The organism is Salipiger sp. ABN3_019 (assembly GCF_056158605.1).
The window spans coordinates 224875-241417 of sequence record NZ_JBSWTP010000001.1 but is presented as its reverse complement, the minus strand read 5'-3'; the positions used below and the strand labels follow the sequence as shown (position 1 = coordinate 241417).

The window sequence follows — 16543 nt, the reverse complement described above, 5'->3', positions numbered from 1 at the left end:
GCAGCGGAGCGGGCGTATTGCCCCTGATTGCACAGCGGTTGATGCTCAAGTGCGGGGTGATCATTGCCAGTTGGAGGTTGATCGTTTGCAGCAAGCCGTTTGGATAGACGCGCTTGCCGCGGGGTGAATATCGGGTGGGTAAACTTGGCAATAGAAAAGGGCGGCCCCGGGGGGCCGCCCTTTCCTGTTCGCCTTTCGCTCAGTCCTTGCCGTGCGCCACCTGCGCAGCGTTGACGATTTGCCGCTGCCAGAGGTACAGCCCCAGTCCGATGCCGAGCCCGACAATATCCGACAGCCAGCCCGCATCGAGCATGCCGAGCGCGCCGCCGATCAGCAGCAGCCGGGGGATCCAGCCGATGCGCCCGAAGAACCAACCGATGATCCCGCAGGACAGCAGGTAGATGCCGATCAGCGCCGAGACGGTGACATGGATGGTGTCGATCCAGTCGCCCTGCATCAGCAGCGAGTCCGAGAAGAAGAACATGTAGGGCACCACGAAGGCGGCAAGTCCGATGCGGAAGCTCTCGACGCTGGTCTTCATCGGGTCGGACTGCGCCAGCGCCGCGCCGGCGTAGGCGGCAAGCGCCACAGGCGGGGTGATCGCCGACATGACCGCGAAGTAGAAGATGAAGAAATGTGCGGTCAGCGGCTCGATCCCAAGGTTCACGAGGCCGGGCGCGATCACCGAGGCGGCGACGGCATAGGCGGCGGTGGTCGGCATGCCCATGCCGAGGATCACCGCGACGAACATCGAGAAAACCATCGCCAGCAGCTGCGACTGGTCGGCGATGCCGAGCAGCAGCGCCGAGAAGCGCGTGCCGATGCCGGTGAGCGCGATGACCCCCACGATGATCCCCGCCGCGGCGCAGACCGCCACCAGCTGCAGCGCCATGCGCGCGCCGAGGTCGAGCGCGTGGAACAGCTGCCGCGGCCCCATGCGGTTCGGCGTCAGCCAGGAGACCACGGCGGCGGTGATCATCGCCAGCGTGCCGCAGCGGATCACCGAGTAGCCGACGAAGAGCGCCCAGATCAGCACCACGATCGGCGCGAAAAGATAGGCCTGCCGCATCAGCGCGCCGAGCTTCGGCAGCGCCGAGCGCGGCAGCCCGACCATGGCGAAGCGCTGCGCCATGAGGTCGACCATGAAGAACACCGAGGCGAAGTAGAGCACCGCCGGGATCAGCGCCGCCCAGATGATGTCGGTGTAGGGGATGCCGGTGATCTCGGACATGATGAAGGCGCCCGCGCCCATGATCGGCGGCATGATCTGCCCGCCCGACGAGGCCGCGGCCTCGACCGCCGCCGAGGTCTGCGCGCGGTAGCCGACCCGCTTCATCAGCGGGATGGTCAGCGAGCCGGTGGCTACCACGTTGCCCGCCGAGGTGCCGTTGATCATGCCCATCAGCCCCGAGGCGAAGACCGCCACCTTGGCCGGCCCGCCGCGCTTGTGCCCGGCGGCGGCGAAGGCGACGTTGACGAAATAGGCCCCCACATGCGTCGCCTGCAGGAAGGCGGCGAAGACCACGAAGAGGATGATGTAGGTCGACGAGATCGCGATCGGCGCCGAGAGGATGCCGTTGTCGGTGAAGATGTAGGAAAAGAACCGCTTCGCCGTGTAGCCGTCGTGATGCAGGATCCCCGGCAGCCAGGGCCCGGCGAAGGCATAGGCCACGAAGACCGAGGCGATGATCACCAGCGCCAGCCCGGCCATGCGCCGCACCGCCTCGAGGATCAGGATAACGCCGGTGATCGCCGCCCACATGTCCGAGGGCTGGGCCATCGGCATGCCCGCGCGCAGTTGCAGGGCGCGGGCGAAGTAGATGACATAGCCGGTCGAGGCGATGGCCGCGAGGGTCAGCAGCACGTCGGTCGGCGTCCAGCGGTTCAGCTTGCTGTCGGAGAACAGCCAGCCGTGCACCACGGTCAGCGCCGTGCCAAGCGTCAGCGGCAGGCCGAAGCTGGTGATCGTCCAGGCCGGCGGCTTGGCGGCGCCGGTCAGCCACCAGCTTCCCCAGAGCGTGGCGATGGCGGCAAAACCGTAGAGCACGCAGGCCGCGGCGGGAACCAGCAGCGCAAGGCTCGGCAGGCTGCGGCTGCGCGAGGGCCTGTCGGGATCGACCGTATGCGCGCCGAACAGCAGGAAGCCAAGCGCCAGCCCGCCGCCGAGGTGCAGCAGCCGGTAGGTCCAGGTCTCCAGCGGGTAGAGGTTCATCACGATGAGGTGGAACAGCGTGTAGGCGGCGCAGGCGGTGGCAAAGGCATGGTTGCGGATGCCATCGAAAATCCGCTGGTTGCTGGCGGGGGGCTCCTCGTCGACGGCGGAGGTCGCCGAGACGGGGGCGTCGAGCTCGTCGAGCGAGCCCGGCGCGGAAAGGTCACCGCGGGCGGGTGTGGTCATGGCATCACCGGAATGCAAAGCGTGTCAGGGAAACCGCGGGCCGGTGCCTCCGGCCCGCGGGGCAGCGCGCGAGACCGGCTCAGCGCAGCTCTTCGGGGATGGTGATCCCGATTTCCTCGTAATAGCGCACGGCGCCGGGGTGGAACGTCATGAAATCGTTGGTGTCCCAGTTCTCGGCCATGGTCTCGACCGCGGATTTGTGGACCTGCTGCATGCGCGCGTTGTCGCCCAGCACCAGCTTGGTGATCTCGTAGGCAAGGCTCTCGGGCAGGCTTTCATGCGCGATGGCGTAGTTCCACATGGCGACGGTGGCGACATCCGCGTCTTGCCCCTTGTAGGTGCCCGCCGGGATGGTGAAGGGCTGCATCGAGGGCACGGCAGCGGTGAACTCGGCGACATTGGCCTCCGAGAGGCCAATGAAGGTGACGTCCTGCTGGATCGCCAGTTCGGAATAGGCGCCGGTCGGGATGCCCGAGGCGTAGACGAAGGCGTCGATCAGCCCGTCGCCCAGCTGACCCGCGGCGTCGGAGGCGCCGGCGAAGCTGGCGTTCACCTCGATGCCCGCGTCCGAGAAGTAGCGCTGCCAGTAGGTCGCCGAGGTGCCCGAGGCGGGGCCGAAGTTCACCCGCTTTCCGGCCAGATCCTCGACCGTGGCGATGCCCGAGCTTTTCAGCGCCGCCGCCTGCAGCGGCGTGCGGTACATCGGGAAGAGCGCGCGCAGGTTGGCCGCCTCCATGCCCGGCATCAGCTCGCTCTCGCCGGCCATCGCCTCCTGCGCCGGGCCCATGGTGGTGAAGCCGACAAGCGTCTCGCCCGCCTCGACCAGCGCGACGTTCTGGATCGGCCCGCCGGTGACCTCGACGGAGGCGCTGACGCCGAGCGCCTCGCCGATCATCGAGGCCAGCCCCGAGCCCCAGACGAAATAGGCGCCGCCCTGCGAGCCGGTGGAAATCGACAGGCTCGACGGCCAGTCGGACTTGTCCTGCGCGGCGGCGGGCAGCGCGACAAGCGCGCCGGCGACGAACGCCGAGATGGTGGTGAATTTCATGATCTTCCTCCCAAGGTCTCCTCCGGTGCGGCGCCTTGCGACAGGGCCGCACCCACGACGGACACCATGGCGGGGCGGGGCGCTCAGATGAATGCGCCGTAGATTATATTCAAAATCGTTATTATCAGGCACCCTCTCAGGCGCTGGCCTCGATCTCGGCAAGGTGCTGCTCGAGCGTTGCCAAGAGCGCGTCGCGCTGCGGGTCGCGCGCGCCCCGGGTCCAGGCGGCGGCGAGGATCAGCTTCGAGCGGGTGGTGCCCTCGGGGATGGTCAGCCGCACGAAGGTCACCCCGGGCACCGCGATGCGCGAGGTCCAGCGCGGCACGATGGCGAGGCCCGAACCCGAGGCGACGAGGTTGACGATCGTGTGCTTCTCCTCGGCGACCTGCGCGATCCGGGCGGTGAGCCCGGCGTCGAGAAACAGCTTGATGGTCAGGTCGTGCGAATGCGGCCGCGAGCGGCGGTCGGGCACGATCAGCGGCGCGTCGACCAGATCGCGGATCGACACCTCGGCGCGGGCCGCCAGCGGGTGGTCCGAGGGCAGGGCGACCACGGCGCTTTCGAAGAACAGCGTGCGGAAGTTGATCCGCGGATCGCGCATGTCGGGCGGGCGGCAGAAGGCAAGGTCGAGGCTGCCGCTCAGCAGCTTGGGCAGCAGGTGGATGGTCTTCTGCTCGACGATCTGCACTTCAAGCTCCGGGTGCTCGGCGCGCATCAGCTGTAGCAGCTGCGGCACCAGCCCCGCCGCCGCGCTGTCGATCGCGCCGACGCGCAGCACCGAGCTTTCGGCCTTGCGGATTTCCCGCACCCGGGCTTCGATCCGCTCCGCCTGCTCGACCAGCCCCCGCACGTCCTCGAGCACCGCCTTGCCCGCCTCGGTCAGCGCGACCGAACGGGTGGTGCGCAGGAAGAGCCGGGTCTCGAGCCGCTCTTCGAGGATGCGGATTTGCCGCCCCAGCGAGGCAGGCAGCATGTCGAGCGATTGCGCCGCCCGCCCGAAATGCAGCGCATCGGCGGCGGCGAGGAAACATTTCAGCTGCGCGATGTCCATCTTGGCCCTCCGCCCACTATTTCAGTTCTGTATATAATCCTGCGAAAGTTGAGCTGTCCATGCCTCGCCTCGTAGGTTTTCCCGGTGATTGCCGCAGCGGCGTCGCGAGGGGAGGAGACAGGGCAGCGCCGGCAGCGGCGGCCCCCTCGTCATGCGCGCCGGCCGCCGGCTGCCCCTGACACAGAACGGTGAGAGCCCATGAAGACCTATAAGATCGCAGCCATCCCGGCAGACGGCATCGGCCCGGAAGTCATCGCCGCAGGGCTGCAGGCGCTCGAGGCGCTGGCCCGGCGCGACGGCGGCTTCGGCTTCGACGTGACCGAATTCGACTGGAGCTCGGCACGCTACAAGAAGACCGGCGCGCTGATGCCCGAGGACGGGCCCGAGCAGCTGAAGGCCTTTGATGCGATCTTCTTCGGCGCGGTCGGCGCGCCCGACGTGCCCGACCACATCACGCTCTGGGGGCTGCGCCTGCCGATCTGTCAGGGCTTCGACCAATATGCCAACGTGCGCCCCACCAAGATCCTGCCGGGCATCTCCTCGCCGCTGGCGGGGGTCGGGCCGGGCGATCTTGACTGGGTGATCGTGCGCGAGAATTCCGAGGGCGAATATTCCGGCCACGGCGGGCGGGCGCACAAGGGGCTGCCCGAGGAGGTCGGCACCGAGGTCTCGATCTTCACCCGCGTCGGCGTCACCCGGATCATGCGCTATGCCTTCGCGCTGGCCCAGTCGCGCCCGCGCAAGCTGCTGACGGTGGTCACCAAGTCGAACGCGCAGCGCTTCGGCATGGTGATGTGGGACGAGATCGCCGCCGAGGTGTCGAAGGAATACCCCGACGTGACATGGGACAAGATGCTGGTCGACGCGATGACCGTGCGCATGGTGAAGAACCCGCGCAGTCTCGACACCATCGTCGCGACCAACCTGCACGCCGACATCCTGTCGGATCTGGCCGGGGCGCTAGCCGGCTCGCTCGGCGTCGCGCCGACCGGCAACATCGACCCCGAGCGGCGGTATCCCTCGATGTTCGAGCCGATCCACGGCTCGGCCTTCGACATCACCGGCAAGGGCATCGCCAACCCCGTCGCCACCTTCTGGACCGCGACGCAGATGCTCGAGCACCTCGGCGAGAAGCCGGCCGCCGACCGGCTGATGCGCGCGGTCGAGAAGGTCTGCGCCGACGGCATCCTGACGCCGGACGTCGGCGGCAGCGCCACCACCCACGAGGTGACCGAGGCGGTCTGCGAAGCGATCCGCGGCGAGAACCTCTGAGAAAGGCCGGAGCCATGACCAGCAACAGGGTGAAAATCGCCGTCATCCCCGGTGACGGCATCGGCAAGGAAGTGGTGCCCGAGGGGCTGCGCGTGCTCGAGGCGGTGGCGAAGCGCCACAACCTCGGGCTGCAGCTCGACGGGTTCGACTTCGCCTCGTGCGAGTACCACGCGCAACACGGCCAGATGATGCCGGACGACTGGAAGGCGCAGATCGAGAGTCACGACGCCATCTTCTTCGGCGCGGTCGGCTGGCCCGAGACGGTGCCCGACCATGTCTCGCTCTGGGGCTCGCTGCTGCAGTTCCGCCGGCAGTTCGACCAATACATCTCGCTGCGCCCGGCGCGGCTGATGCCGGGCGTGGCCTCGCCGCTCGCCGGGCGCGGCCCGGGCGACATCGACATGTGGATCGTGCGCGAGAACACCGAGGGCGAGTATTCCTCGATCGGCGGGCGCATGTTCCCCGGCACCGAGCGCGAGGTGGTGCTGCAGGAAACGGTGATGACCCGCACCGGCGTCGACCGGGTGCTGGAATATGCCTTCGAGCTGGCCGCGCGCCGGCCGCGCCGGCGGCTCACTTCGGCCACCAAGTCGAACGGCATCTCGATCACCATGCCCTACTGGGACGAGCGGGTCGAGGAGATGGCCCGCGCCTATCCCGAGGTCAGCTGGGACAAGTATCACATCGACATCCTGACCGCGCATTTCGTGCTGAACCCCGACCGCTTCGACGTGGTGGTCGCCAGCAACCTCTTCGGCGACATCCTGTCGGATCTCGGCCCGGCCTGCACCGGCACCATCGGCATCGCGCCCTCGGGCAACATCAACCCCGAGCGCCGCTTCCCCTCGCTCTTCGAGCCGGTGCACGGCTCGGCGCCCGACATCGCGGGGCAGGGGATCGCCAACCCGATCGGGCAGATCTGGGCCGGGGCAATGATGCTCGAGCACCTCGGTCACCCCGAGGCGGCGGCCGAGATCGTCGCCGCCATCGAGCGGGTGCTGGTCGAACCCGCCCTGCGCACCCGCGACCTTGGCGGCAGCGCCGACACGCAGACCTGCGGCAAGGCGGTGGCCGATGCGCTTGGCTGAGGCAAATGGCGCAGCCGCCCAGACCGAGCGCCAGACCTTCCTGCGCGGGCTCTTCGACGCGGCGGTGGCGGCGGCCGACCCGATGCGCTGCATCCCCGACTGGCTGCCGGTGCGTCCCGCGGGCCGGGTGGTGGTCATCGGCTCGGGCAAGGCCTCGGCCCGCATGGGCGAGGCGGTCGAGCGCGCCTGGGGCCCCTGCGAGGGGCTGATCCTCACCCGCGACGGCTATGCAAGGCCGCTGCGGGGCATCGAGGTGGCGCTCGCCGCGCACCCGGTGCCGGATGCGCGCGGGTTGCAGGCGACGCGGCGGATGATCGAACTACTGAAGGGCTGCGGCGAGGGCGACTTCGTGCTCGCGCTGATCTCCGGCGGCGGCTCGTCGCTGCTGACCTTCCCGGCGGGAGAGATCACGCTTGACGAAGAACAGCAGATGACCCGCGCGCTGCTCGCCTCGGGTGCGCCGATCGCCGAGATGAACACGCTGCGCAAGCACCTGTCGCGCGCCAAGGGCGGCAACCTTGCTGCCGCCGCATGGCCGGCGCGGATGCTCTCGCTGGTGGTCTCGGACGTGCCGGGGGACGACCCGGAGCTCATCGCCTCTGGACCGACCGTCGCCGACAGCTCGACGCCCGCGCAGGCGCTGGAGATTGCCCGGCGCTGGTCGATCCCGCTCAGCCCCGCGATGCGGGCGGTGCTGGCCGGCCCGCCGGTGACCCAGCCGCCCGGCGCCCCCAAGCTCGCGCGCAGCGAGACCCGCATCGTCGCCGCGCCGTCGCAATCGCTGCAGGCCGCCGCCGCGCTGGCGGAAGACGCGGGCTGCCGGGTGGAGATGCTCGGCGATGCGCTCGAGGGCGAGGCGCGCGATCTGGCCCAGGCCCACGCCGCGCTGGCGCTCGAGACCCGCGCGCGCCTTGGCCCGGACGCGCCGCCGGTGCTGCTGCTTTCGGGCGGCGAATGCACGGTGACGCGCCGGGGGAATGGCTGCGGCGGGCCGAATGCCGAATACGCGCTGGCGCTCGCCCTTGCGCTGCGGGGCGCGCCGGGGATCAGTGCCATCGCCTGCGACACCGACGGCGTCGACGGCGCCGCCGAGGTCGCCGGGGCGATCATCGACGAGACCACGCTGAGCCGGGCCGCCGCGCTGGGGATCGACCCGCAGGCCGCGCTTGCCGCCAACGACAGCCACGGCTTTTTCGCCGCGCTCGGCGCGCAGGTGGTGCCGGGGCCGACGCTGACCAATGTCAACGACTTCCGCGCCATCCTGATCTCGGGACCGGCCGGCTAACCTCTGCAAAGGACACTTCCGATGATCCGCAACCGACGGGCCAAGATCGTGGCGACCGTGGGGCCGGCCTCTGCCGCCCCGTTCATGCTGCGCACGCTGTTCAACAAGGGGGTCGACACCTTCCGCCTGAACTTCAGCCATGGCGACCATGCCGGCCATGCGGCGGTGATCCGGGCGATCCGCGCGCTCGAGGCCGAGGTCGGCGTGCCGATCGGGATCCTGCAGGACCTGCAGGGCCCGAAGATCCGCCTTGGCCGCATCGCCGGTGGCTGCCGTGTGCTCGACCGTCACGAGCGGGTGGGCTTCGTGCTCTCCGAGACCACCGCCGATCCCGCCGCGCTGCCGCTGCCGCACCCCGAGGTCTTTGCCGCCGCCGCCCCCGGGCACTGGCTTTTCATCGACGACGGGCGGGTGCGGCTGCGCGTTCTGGATGCTGCCGGGGGTCGGATCGAGGCCGAGGTGCTGGAGGGTGGCAAGGTCAGCGACCGCAAGGGGGTCAACCTGCCCGACACCCTGCTCGACCTGCCGGTGCTGACCGAAAAGGACCGCGCCGATCTGGCCTTCGGGCTGGCGCAAGGGGTGGACTGGGTGGCGCTCTCCTTCGTGCAGAAGGCCGCTGATCTGGGTGAGATCCTGCCGCTGATCGCCGGGCAGGCGGGGCTGGTGGCGAAGATCGAGAAACCCTCGGCGCTGCAGGAGATCGGCGCCATCGTGCGCGGCGCCGACGCGGTGATGATCGCCCGCGGCGATCTGGGTGTCGAGATCCCACCCGAGGAGGTGCCGGCGCGGCAGAAGGAGATTATCGCGCTTTGCCGCCGCGAGGGCCGCCCGGTGATTGTGGCGACGCAGATGCTGGAGTCGATGACCGCCTCGCCCGCGCCGACCCGGGCCGAGGCGTCGGATGTGGCGACGGCGATCTACGACGGCGCGGATGCGGTGATGCTCTCGGCGGAAAGCGCCACCGGCGCCTTCCCCGCCGAGGCGGTTGAGGTAATGGACCGGATCATCCGCAGTACCGAGGCGCATGACCATTACGCCCGCGCCGTCTGCGCGTCGCGCGAAGCGCCGCAGACCGCCGCCGACGCGATCGCCGACAGCGGCGCGGCGCTTGGCGATGCGGTCGGGGCGCGCTGCATCGTGGCCTATTCGATGAGCGGCGCCACCGCGACGCGGCTCGCCGCCCGCCGCCCGATGCTGCCGTTGATCGTGGTCACCCAGCGCGATCAGGTCTCGCGCCGCATGGCGCTGGTCTGGGGCGCGCGCTCGGTGCTCGAAAGCTCGGCGCTGGACTACGACAGCATGATCTCGATGGCCCGCGACGAAAGCGCTCGGCTGATCGACTGCCGCAGCGGCGAACGGCTGCTGATCGTCGCCGGGGTGCCCTTCGGCCAATCGGGCTCTACCAACAACATCCGCGTGGCGACGTACCGGTGACGTCGAGTTTTCGAAGACGGCACGAGTGGAGCTGAAAGCTTTTATCCATTCAGCGAGGCTCGCCCGACTTGCTGCCAGAAACGGCGCGACGAGGGCGGCTCAGGAGGCAATCGATCCGACCTATCCATTCAGGGACTGATAGAGAGCGCCCGGCGATCTTGCGCCTTATGTACATGGCACAGCAGCACGAGCATTGCCCCGGATGCGGTGCTGGCATCGCCCTGACTGGCAATGCCAGCACCACATTTCTTACTCCAGCGTGATCGGGGCGGGTTGGTCGATACCGCTCATCTCGCAATATCCGGACAAGATGTCAGGCTTCGCTGGATCTGCCCAGGCGGTGTTGTCGACGTCGAACACGATTGGCTTGATGTAGTCGACAGGATCGACGAGCCAGTGCAGGCGGGGACGCTCCTCTTTTGGGATCCCCATGAGATCGAGCTGATTCACATAGCCAGCATAAACGGAAAGCGAGGACCCTTCGCGAGCTCTGCTGCCTGTCGTGATGTGGTTCGGGATGTAGATCTTCGGCTGAATTGCCTGCTGGTACATGATGAGATCACGCAGGCCATTATTGTCGAAGTTCCCCGTTGCCGCAGTTCCAAGCTGGACGTCTGTCGGGCCAAGAGCTTCCAGCAGGTGCACTATCCTCGCGCCATCCTCGGGACTGCCGTCCCAGCCATTGCCTTTCCCTTCTTTCAGCGCACCAGCGGTGTTGTGATATACGAAGGAAAAATTGCTGCCGTTCCGCAGCATGAAGCTGAAGAAGAGCAACTCGGGGCCACCGGGTGCACCAGGTGTGGTCTGCGTGTTGAACTGGCCCTCCGAGGGTTGGAAATTGTCTGGCATGTTGCGGGGATTGGGCCATTGCTCGACACCGGCCGGGAACAGGTACTCGTCGCGTTCATCAACGATGATTTCGACCGGCGTGGGCGGGAAGTCATGGTCAGGATCCACGGCGACGGAATGCAGATGCCGGAATGCGACGGTGCAGGCCTGGGGTTCAAGAAATGGCAGTCGGAGCACTTCGGTGCCGGGCGTCGAACCTGCTGTGGTTACGGCCGAGCAGTTCAATTTTGCTTCGTCCGGGAAGGCGCGCGCCGGAACCTCTGCAATCAGAGGGTCTGATGCCATGCGCTCGAAATCCTTTTGCAAGGTGCCGCAGGTTTCTTCTGTCGCATAAACGGTCGCACCGGTCTTGCCCGCGATATAGGCCGCGTTGTCGGCGTGATCGCCGTGACCATGGCCAAGCAAGATTGCTTCGGGGTTCAAATTGACGAGGTCTGCGATGACCAGCGGTGTGCGGCCTGGCGTGATCTCCTGACGCGTCATGTAGCTGTCGAGCATGAACACGCGTCCTTCGACCGAGGCCGCAAAACTCGACGCGGAAAGCCATGAGAAAATCACCTTGTCTGATGATGTTTCTCCGGTTTCGGGGTCGACGTTCTCTCGCCCAAAGATGAGCTGGCGCGCGGCGATCATATCGGTCGTGTCGAGCGCAAGAGCCGGAGACAAGGGCAGAGCCAAGCCTATGAGCATAGCGCTTGTTGCCAAGGATTTCATGGGAATCTCCTCCTAAAAAATCACCGGAGCAGCCGCTTCGGCGGCGTCTTGCGATCCTCCTGATCACAGGGCGCATGGAAGCGTAGGCGGAATACGCGTGGCGAAAGCAGAGCGTTATATTTATATTCATAGTCGATATAATTGGCATAAGTGTCTGCTTGGCTCGCTCGGCCACAAAGCGCTCTTGGATATCGGGTACCGGCACTGAAGACCTTCATCCGGGTAGATTGAAGACTGACGATGCATTAGCATTTACCAGGACCACTCGATGGGGCCAGCCCGGCCGTAGCTGACGGAATAAGCTGCAGTGGAATGAGTCGGCAGCGCTGTGCGATGGAGCCTCCGGAGGCCATGTGCAAGATCGTGGCAATGACCGACATGGCCCTGGCTGAAGTAAGCGCCCGCCTAAACGCGCGCTTCTCGGAAACCGAGGCCGCCCTGGAAGACGCGGTTGAGGCGCAGCGGTGGGTGGAACGTATTGTCGGCGAATTGCGGCGCGAGAAGTTTGGCCCAGGGTCTGCAGCGGATCTGCGATCTGGGCGAGGAAGAGGCGTGATCTTCACGCTGGAAAACCTAAACCCGCGTGACCATCCCGGCTGCCCCTTCGGCGCGACCGCCGACGTTCTGGCGCTAATCGCCGCCGCCGACCGGCCGCACCTTCGCATCAACCTCGATCTCTATCACACGCAGATCAGCGAGGGCGGTCTCATCCGCTGGTGCGAGGCCTGCCTGCCTTGGATCGGCGAGATCCAGGTCGCCGACAAGCCCGGCCGCTGCGAGCCGGGAACCGTCGAGATCGCATATGACCGCGTCGCCTAGGCACTGGTACAAGCGGGCTATCGCGGACCTGTGGGCGTAGAGGCCTCTGCGGCGGCTGACAACGCCGCCGCTCTAAATGCCTTCGTCACGGCCTTCACCCTCTGAGCAGGCCGCGGTTTCGCCGCATCTCGGTCTCTGATTGTCACCTATCGGCCGCGGGGCTATGCCCAGATGTAAGCCGCTGGGCCGGAGCGGTCAGGCCGGCGGTCCAGATCTGCCACTTGCACGAGGCCACCATGCTCAGATCATCTCTCATCGCGATCCTGGCGGCGGCCGTAACCTGTCCTGCGATCGCTGAGGTCCCACCGCAAGCACAGCGGTTCGCTGAACGCGGGATCGCTGCCTCCAAAGCGTTTCCTGGCTATGCGTCGCTCTGCGATCTCGAGGCTCGGATCCGCGACGTCAATCTCCCTCGCAAGCCCGGCGCGCAGCCCAGTGCCGCCTCGAGGAGCACCCTAGAGACCATCCCACGCGAGGCGGTTCCACCGACGCAGGTCTTCGACAATCTCTGGTTTCTCGGAACGCCGACGGTTACGGCATGGCTTTATGGCACCGAGGACGGCTACATACTGATCGACGGGTTGAACAGCGATGAAGAGGCCGAGGAGTTCATCCTTGGCGGGATGGCAACGCTCGGTCTTGACCCCACCCACATTCAGGCGGTTCTGGTGACCCACGGACATGGCGATCACTATGGCGGCGCGGATTATATCGCGCGCGAACTTGGAGTTGAGGTGCTGATGTCGGCGCAGGACTGGGACTTCGTGGAGCGGCTTGGGACGCATCCGCGCTTTGGCCCACCGCCGGAGCGTGGCGGAACCGTGACCGACGGAGAGACCCTCGGCTTCGGCAGTTCGGAGCTGACGATACACCTAACCCCTGGTCATACGCCTGGCACCTTGTCGCCGGTGTTCGAGGTGACCGATGGGCAGAACAATCACGTTGCCATGCTGTGGGGCGGAACCGGCTTCAACTTTGGGCAGACCCGGTGGATGTTCGAAACCTACGCCGACTCTGCCGCGAGAATGGCTCGGATTTCGGAGCAGGCAGGGGTTGACGTGGTTCTGTCCGGTCACCCTCGGCGGGATGGAACGCTGCCCCGGCTCGCGGCGCTGAGAGATCGGATGCAGGATCAGCCGCATCCTTTCGTGCGCGGTCCGGGCAGCCTCGAATTGTTCGCGGTGCTCGAAAATTGCGCTCGGGCGCAGGCCGAGCGCTTTGGCGTCCCGGGTCGCGAATGAGGATGATCGCTCCGGCGGCTCAGCGCGCGAGCGCAAGTCTGGCAGAAAATCATCTCGCGACTCTCGCCTTCATCTTGGCGCGTCGCTCGCGGCGTGTGTGGGCGCATTAGGTCATGTCGACAAATGGCGAAGCCAGAGGCGGATCGAAGTTATGTCGATGAAGCCCAGGAAGCTCTCCGCAGTCTTGTCTGTGAACAGGCATGGAAAACTGGCTACGAATCAAATTTGGTGCATCTCCAGCGTCATGATGCAGCGACCAGACGCGCTTTCAGAAGCTCGATGTTGGCCCTGCCGTACATCTGTCGTTTGAGGGTCTTGAGGCGGTTGATCTGTCCCTCCGTTTGACCGTTGGACCAAGGCTCCGTCAGGGCTGCGACCACAGCAGCTCGATCAGCGGCGAGGCCGCGGGAGAATGAGGCGATCTCGCTGGTCGCTGCTTCAACGAGCCACGCCGCCAGGTCGCCCGATGTGCCGTTGCGCACCATGGCGACGAACCGATCGACGAGGAGACGGGTGGCCGCCAAAGCTGGCAGCGCGGCTTCAATTTGCGCAATGAGCACGGCGTCCGCCTTGGACAGATGGTTTCGTGCCGAGGTCATAAGCTGCGCGATCCTGCGCGCGGATGGGCATTTCCCGTTGCCGGCCAGCATCGCACTCTCTGCACGCCGCTGTCGCGTCGCCCATTCGCCAACCACTCGGAGGCTACCGCCGAAGCCCGAGGTGCGAAGCCGGCGCCAGAGCTCTGTGGCATTGCGACACCCGCCGGCCCAATCTTCCTCCAGCCGAGGTAACCAAGGGGTCAGGCTGTTTTGGCGCACCCGGAAGACATCGTCGCGCTCGCCACGCACGATCCGGCGGACGAGGCCGCGGCTCAGCCCTGTCGTCCGCACGATGCGCTTGATCGGAATACCTTCACTGGTCATACGGCGGACGGTTTCGTTTGTATGCTGTCGGCGCTGGAAGCCGTCGTATTGCAGGCGCTCGGCCGCGGTGAGCAGGGCGGCGTCGAGCTCCGTCGCCCCAACCGTGCGGCGGATTATTGGCATCTGGCGTCGCACCGCTGCCAGAAATGCCGCGCTGACGTTCTCGAGGAGGTGCCAACGATCCGCCACCTGGATCGCCCAAGGTAGGGCACGCGTGACCGCGCCGCCGTAGCCGCCGTTCCGATCGCGGGCGACCACCTCGATCTGAGGCTGACTCCGCAGCCATGCTTCCACGGTCGCCGGCTCCCTGTCGGGCAGCAGATCAATGATCTGCCGCTTCTCGAGGTCGCAGATCACTGTCCCGTAGCGTTGGCCGCGCCGCCAAGCCCAGTCGTCTAAGCCGATCACCCGTGGCGCGCTGGCCGGCGGTCTCAGCGCGGTGCGGACGCTGCGCAGGAAGGTATCCTTGCTGACTGGCAGGAGCAGTCGTGTGGCCAGCGCCTGAGCCGGGCGTCCACCGAGGGCGACACCGAGATGACGGACCAGGTCTTGCAGGCGTCCCGTCCGCCGTCCGTAGGCCTGAGCAATCGCTGGCGCGAACCGCTCCGCAAAGATCCGTGTCCGGCATGAGATCGACCGGCACCGAAAGCGCCGAGCAGACAGAACAATGCTTACTTGCCGCCCATGCGCCGGCAGATCCGCAAGACGGCGCTGGTAGTGGCTATGAATGCGTCGGGAAATCTCGCCGCATCCTGGGCAGGCGGCAGCTCCCCCGACCGGACGCGCATAGATCAACACCCTGTCGTCCACCTCTTCGACACGTTCCGCCTTCAACCCTCCGGGCAGGAACGCCCGTCGATCCATTCCAGATGCCATGGGCAACCTCCCGCGAAGATTGCCAAAATGTAGCGCTGCAAGGAATCAGCTGCATCAAATATGCGTCAGACCCAAAGTTCGCTGCCGATTGACAGATTTGGAGCAGCCGTGCCATGCGCCTATCGTCTTTCGTCTCACAGCACGTCGTGCCACTCGGGTTGGCGGGAGAACTGAGCCCGCGCGAAGTGGCAGAGGGGCATGATCTGGCGCGCCTCGGTGCGGGCATCCTGCACCGCGAGCTCGACCAGCCGCAGGCCGACCCCCTGGCCGCGCAGCGCGTCGGGAACGCCGGTGTGGTCGATGATGATCTGCGTCGCACCCGCGCGGGAATAGGTCATCTCGACCTCGTGGCCGTCGACCACGGTCCAGTAGCGGCCCTTGGTCTCGGTCTCTTCGCGGTGGATCTCGGTCATGCGGCCTCCTGCGAGAGATGTTGGAGAATGCGGGCGTAATTGGCCTCGCCCTGCGCGCCGCTCACCGCGTGGCGCGGGGCAAAGATCATCGTTGGCACACCGGAGACGCCGCGCGAGGTCCAGAACCGCTCCTTTTCCCGCACCAGCGCCGCATTGACGCCGCTTTCAAGCATGGCGCGGGCGTCGTCGGGCGACAGGCCGAGCGAGGTAGCGACCCTCGCCAGAACCTCGGTGTCGTTGAGAACCTCGCGCCGAGTGAAGAACGCTTCCATCAGCGCGAGGCTCGCGGCGTGGGCCTGTCCGCTCTCGCCGGCCCACTCGATGAGCTGATGTGCCTTGAAGGTGTTCACCATACGCATGTCGTCGGCATAATCGAAGGTGAAGCCAAGGCTGGCGCCAAGCCCCGTCAGCCGGTCGCGAGCCTGGCACGAGGCCTCGGGCGTGGTGCCGTATTTCGCCGCAAGATGGGCGCGCAGGTTCTCACCCTCGGGGGGCATTTCGGGGTTCAGCTCGAACGGGTGCCAGTTCAGTTCGAGCGGGATGCCTGTCGCCTCGGCGCCGCGGGCCAGCTGGCGATAGCCGATCACGCACCACGGGCAGACAACGTCGGAGACGATATCGACGCGGATCGGGGAGGGGTCAGTCATGGATCTGTTCCTGTGTTGCGCGGCGGCGGTCGCTCGGGCGGCAGGTGTCACGCCGGTGCTGCTTGGCGACGCGCTCGAGGCGGATGCGCAGGAGCTCGGCAAGGTCATGGCGGGCATCGCGGCGTCCGTCCGGCGGCACGCGGCACCCGCAGGTGCGTCCGCCGTGCTGCTCTCTGGCGGCGAGGCCTCGGTCACGATCGGACAGGAGCGCCCCGGACGGGAAGGCCGAAATACCGAGTTCCTCCTCTCTCTCGCCCTGGCGCTCGACGGAGCGCCACGGGTCAGCGCGCTTGCTGCTGACACGGACGGCATCGACGGGACCGAGGATGCCGCCGGTGCGCTGATCGGGCCGGATATTCTGTCGCGGGCCACGGGGGCGGGCCTCGACCCGCGCCAGATGCTTGTCGCGCATGACAGCTACAGTCTGTTCACTCCTGCGACGCCTTGATCAAGACCGGGCCCACTCACACCAATGTCAACGACTT

14 protein-coding genes are annotated in these 16543 nt (G+C 66.8%); 7 read left to right on the top strand and 7 right to left on the bottom strand.

Translation table 11 applies throughout. The features are described 5' to 3' along the window. Positions 1 to 199: 199 nt before the first annotated feature. From ACXAD2_RS01145 to ACXAD2_RS01135, 3 genes are all read right to left on the bottom strand, one after another. Entirely contained in the window at positions 200 to 2398 is a 2199-nt protein-coding gene (locus ACXAD2_RS01145; protein ID WP_475165790.1) for a TRAP transporter permease, read from the bottom strand. A 79-nt stretch (positions 2399 to 2477) separates the two neighbouring features. Continuing rightward, a complete protein-coding gene (locus ACXAD2_RS01140; protein ID WP_475165785.1) occupies positions 2478 to 3446 on the bottom strand; it encodes a TAXI family TRAP transporter solute-binding subunit in 969 nt (322 codons plus the stop codon). A gap of 136 nt (positions 3447 to 3582) precedes the next feature. Beyond that, positions 3583 to 4497, bottom strand: coding sequence for a LysR family transcriptional regulator (locus tag ACXAD2_RS01135; protein WP_475165783.1), 915 nt, complete (start codon positions 4495 to 4497; stop codon positions 3583 to 3585). A gap of 198 nt (positions 4498 to 4695) precedes the next feature. Here ACXAD2_RS01135 and ACXAD2_RS01130 point away from each other — a divergent pair, with 198 nt between their 5' ends. The 4 genes from ACXAD2_RS01130 to pyk are packed head-to-tail and all read left to right on the top strand — an operon-like array spanning position 4696 to position 9576. After that, positions 4696 to 5769 (top strand): tartrate dehydrogenase, encoded by a 1074-nt coding sequence (locus ACXAD2_RS01130; RefSeq protein ID WP_475165779.1) that lies wholly within the window; start codon positions 4696 to 4698, stop codon positions 5767 to 5769. 14 nt (positions 5770 to 5783) lie between these two features. Continuing rightward, positions 5784 to 6857, top strand: coding sequence for a tartrate dehydrogenase (locus tag ACXAD2_RS01125; RefSeq protein WP_475165775.1), 1074 nt, complete (start codon positions 5784 to 5786; stop codon positions 6855 to 6857). Beyond that, positions 6844 to 8142 carry a glycerate kinase type-2 family protein gene (locus ACXAD2_RS01120; protein ID WP_475165772.1) on the top strand — a complete coding sequence of 433 codons (1299 nt, stop codon included), beginning with the start codon at positions 6844 to 6846 and terminating at the stop codon, positions 8140 to 8142. The genes ACXAD2_RS01125 and ACXAD2_RS01120 overlap by 14 nt, the downstream gene beginning before the upstream one ends. A gap of 21 nt (positions 8143 to 8163) precedes the next feature. Beyond that, complete coding sequence (gene pyk / locus ACXAD2_RS01115; protein WP_475165769.1) at positions 8164 to 9576, top strand: pyruvate kinase; 1413 nt, start codon at positions 8164 to 8166, stop codon at positions 9574 to 9576. 249 nt (positions 9577 to 9825) lie between these two features. Here pyk and ACXAD2_RS01110 read toward each other — a convergent pair whose 3' ends face one another. Continuing rightward, the gene (locus ACXAD2_RS01110) at positions 9826 to 11139 is read right to left on the bottom strand and encodes an MBL fold metallo-hydrolase (protein ID WP_475165766.1); all 1314 of its coding nucleotides are present in this window, start codon (positions 11137 to 11139) and stop codon (positions 9826 to 9828) included. A 369-nt stretch (positions 11140 to 11508) separates the two neighbouring features. Between ACXAD2_RS01110 and ACXAD2_RS01105 the strand changes: the two genes are divergently transcribed. After that, entirely contained in the window at positions 11509 to 11958 is a 450-nt protein-coding gene (locus ACXAD2_RS01105; RefSeq protein WP_475165763.1) for a TIM barrel protein, read from the top strand. Positions 11959 to 12194: 236 nt separating this feature from the next. Continuing rightward, positions 12195 to 13199: an MBL fold metallo-hydrolase gene (locus ACXAD2_RS01100; RefSeq protein WP_475165760.1), complete on the top strand. Its 1005-nt coding sequence runs from the start codon at positions 12195 to 12197 to the stop codon at positions 13197 to 13199. Between the two features lie 242 nt (positions 13200 to 13441). Here ACXAD2_RS01100 and ACXAD2_RS01095 read toward each other — a convergent pair whose 3' ends face one another. From ACXAD2_RS01095 to ACXAD2_RS01085, 3 genes are all read right to left on the bottom strand, one after another. Further along, the gene (locus tag ACXAD2_RS01095; RefSeq protein WP_475165757.1) at positions 13442 to 14998 is read right to left on the bottom strand and encodes an ISL3 family transposase; all 1557 of its coding nucleotides are present in this window, start codon (positions 14996 to 14998) and stop codon (positions 13442 to 13444) included. A 134-nt stretch (positions 14999 to 15132) separates the two neighbouring features. Further along, a complete protein-coding gene (locus ACXAD2_RS01090; protein ID WP_475165754.1) occupies positions 15133 to 15411 on the bottom strand; it encodes a GNAT family N-acetyltransferase in 279 nt (92 codons plus the stop codon). Next, the gene (locus ACXAD2_RS01085; protein ID WP_475165752.1) at positions 15408 to 16058 is read right to left on the bottom strand and encodes a DsbA family oxidoreductase; all 651 of its coding nucleotides are present in this window, start codon (positions 16056 to 16058) and stop codon (positions 15408 to 15410) included. The genes ACXAD2_RS01090 and ACXAD2_RS01085 overlap by 4 nt, the downstream gene beginning before the upstream one ends. On the opposite strand from ACXAD2_RS01085, the gene ACXAD2_RS01080 reads away from it, so the two are divergent. Beyond that, positions 16057 to 16506 (top strand): MOFRL family protein, encoded by a 450-nt coding sequence (locus tag ACXAD2_RS01080; protein WP_475165750.1) that lies wholly within the window; start codon positions 16057 to 16059, stop codon positions 16504 to 16506. The two genes, ACXAD2_RS01085 and ACXAD2_RS01080, sit on opposite strands and share 2 nt — an antisense overlap. Positions 16507 to 16543: the final 37 nt, after the last annotated feature.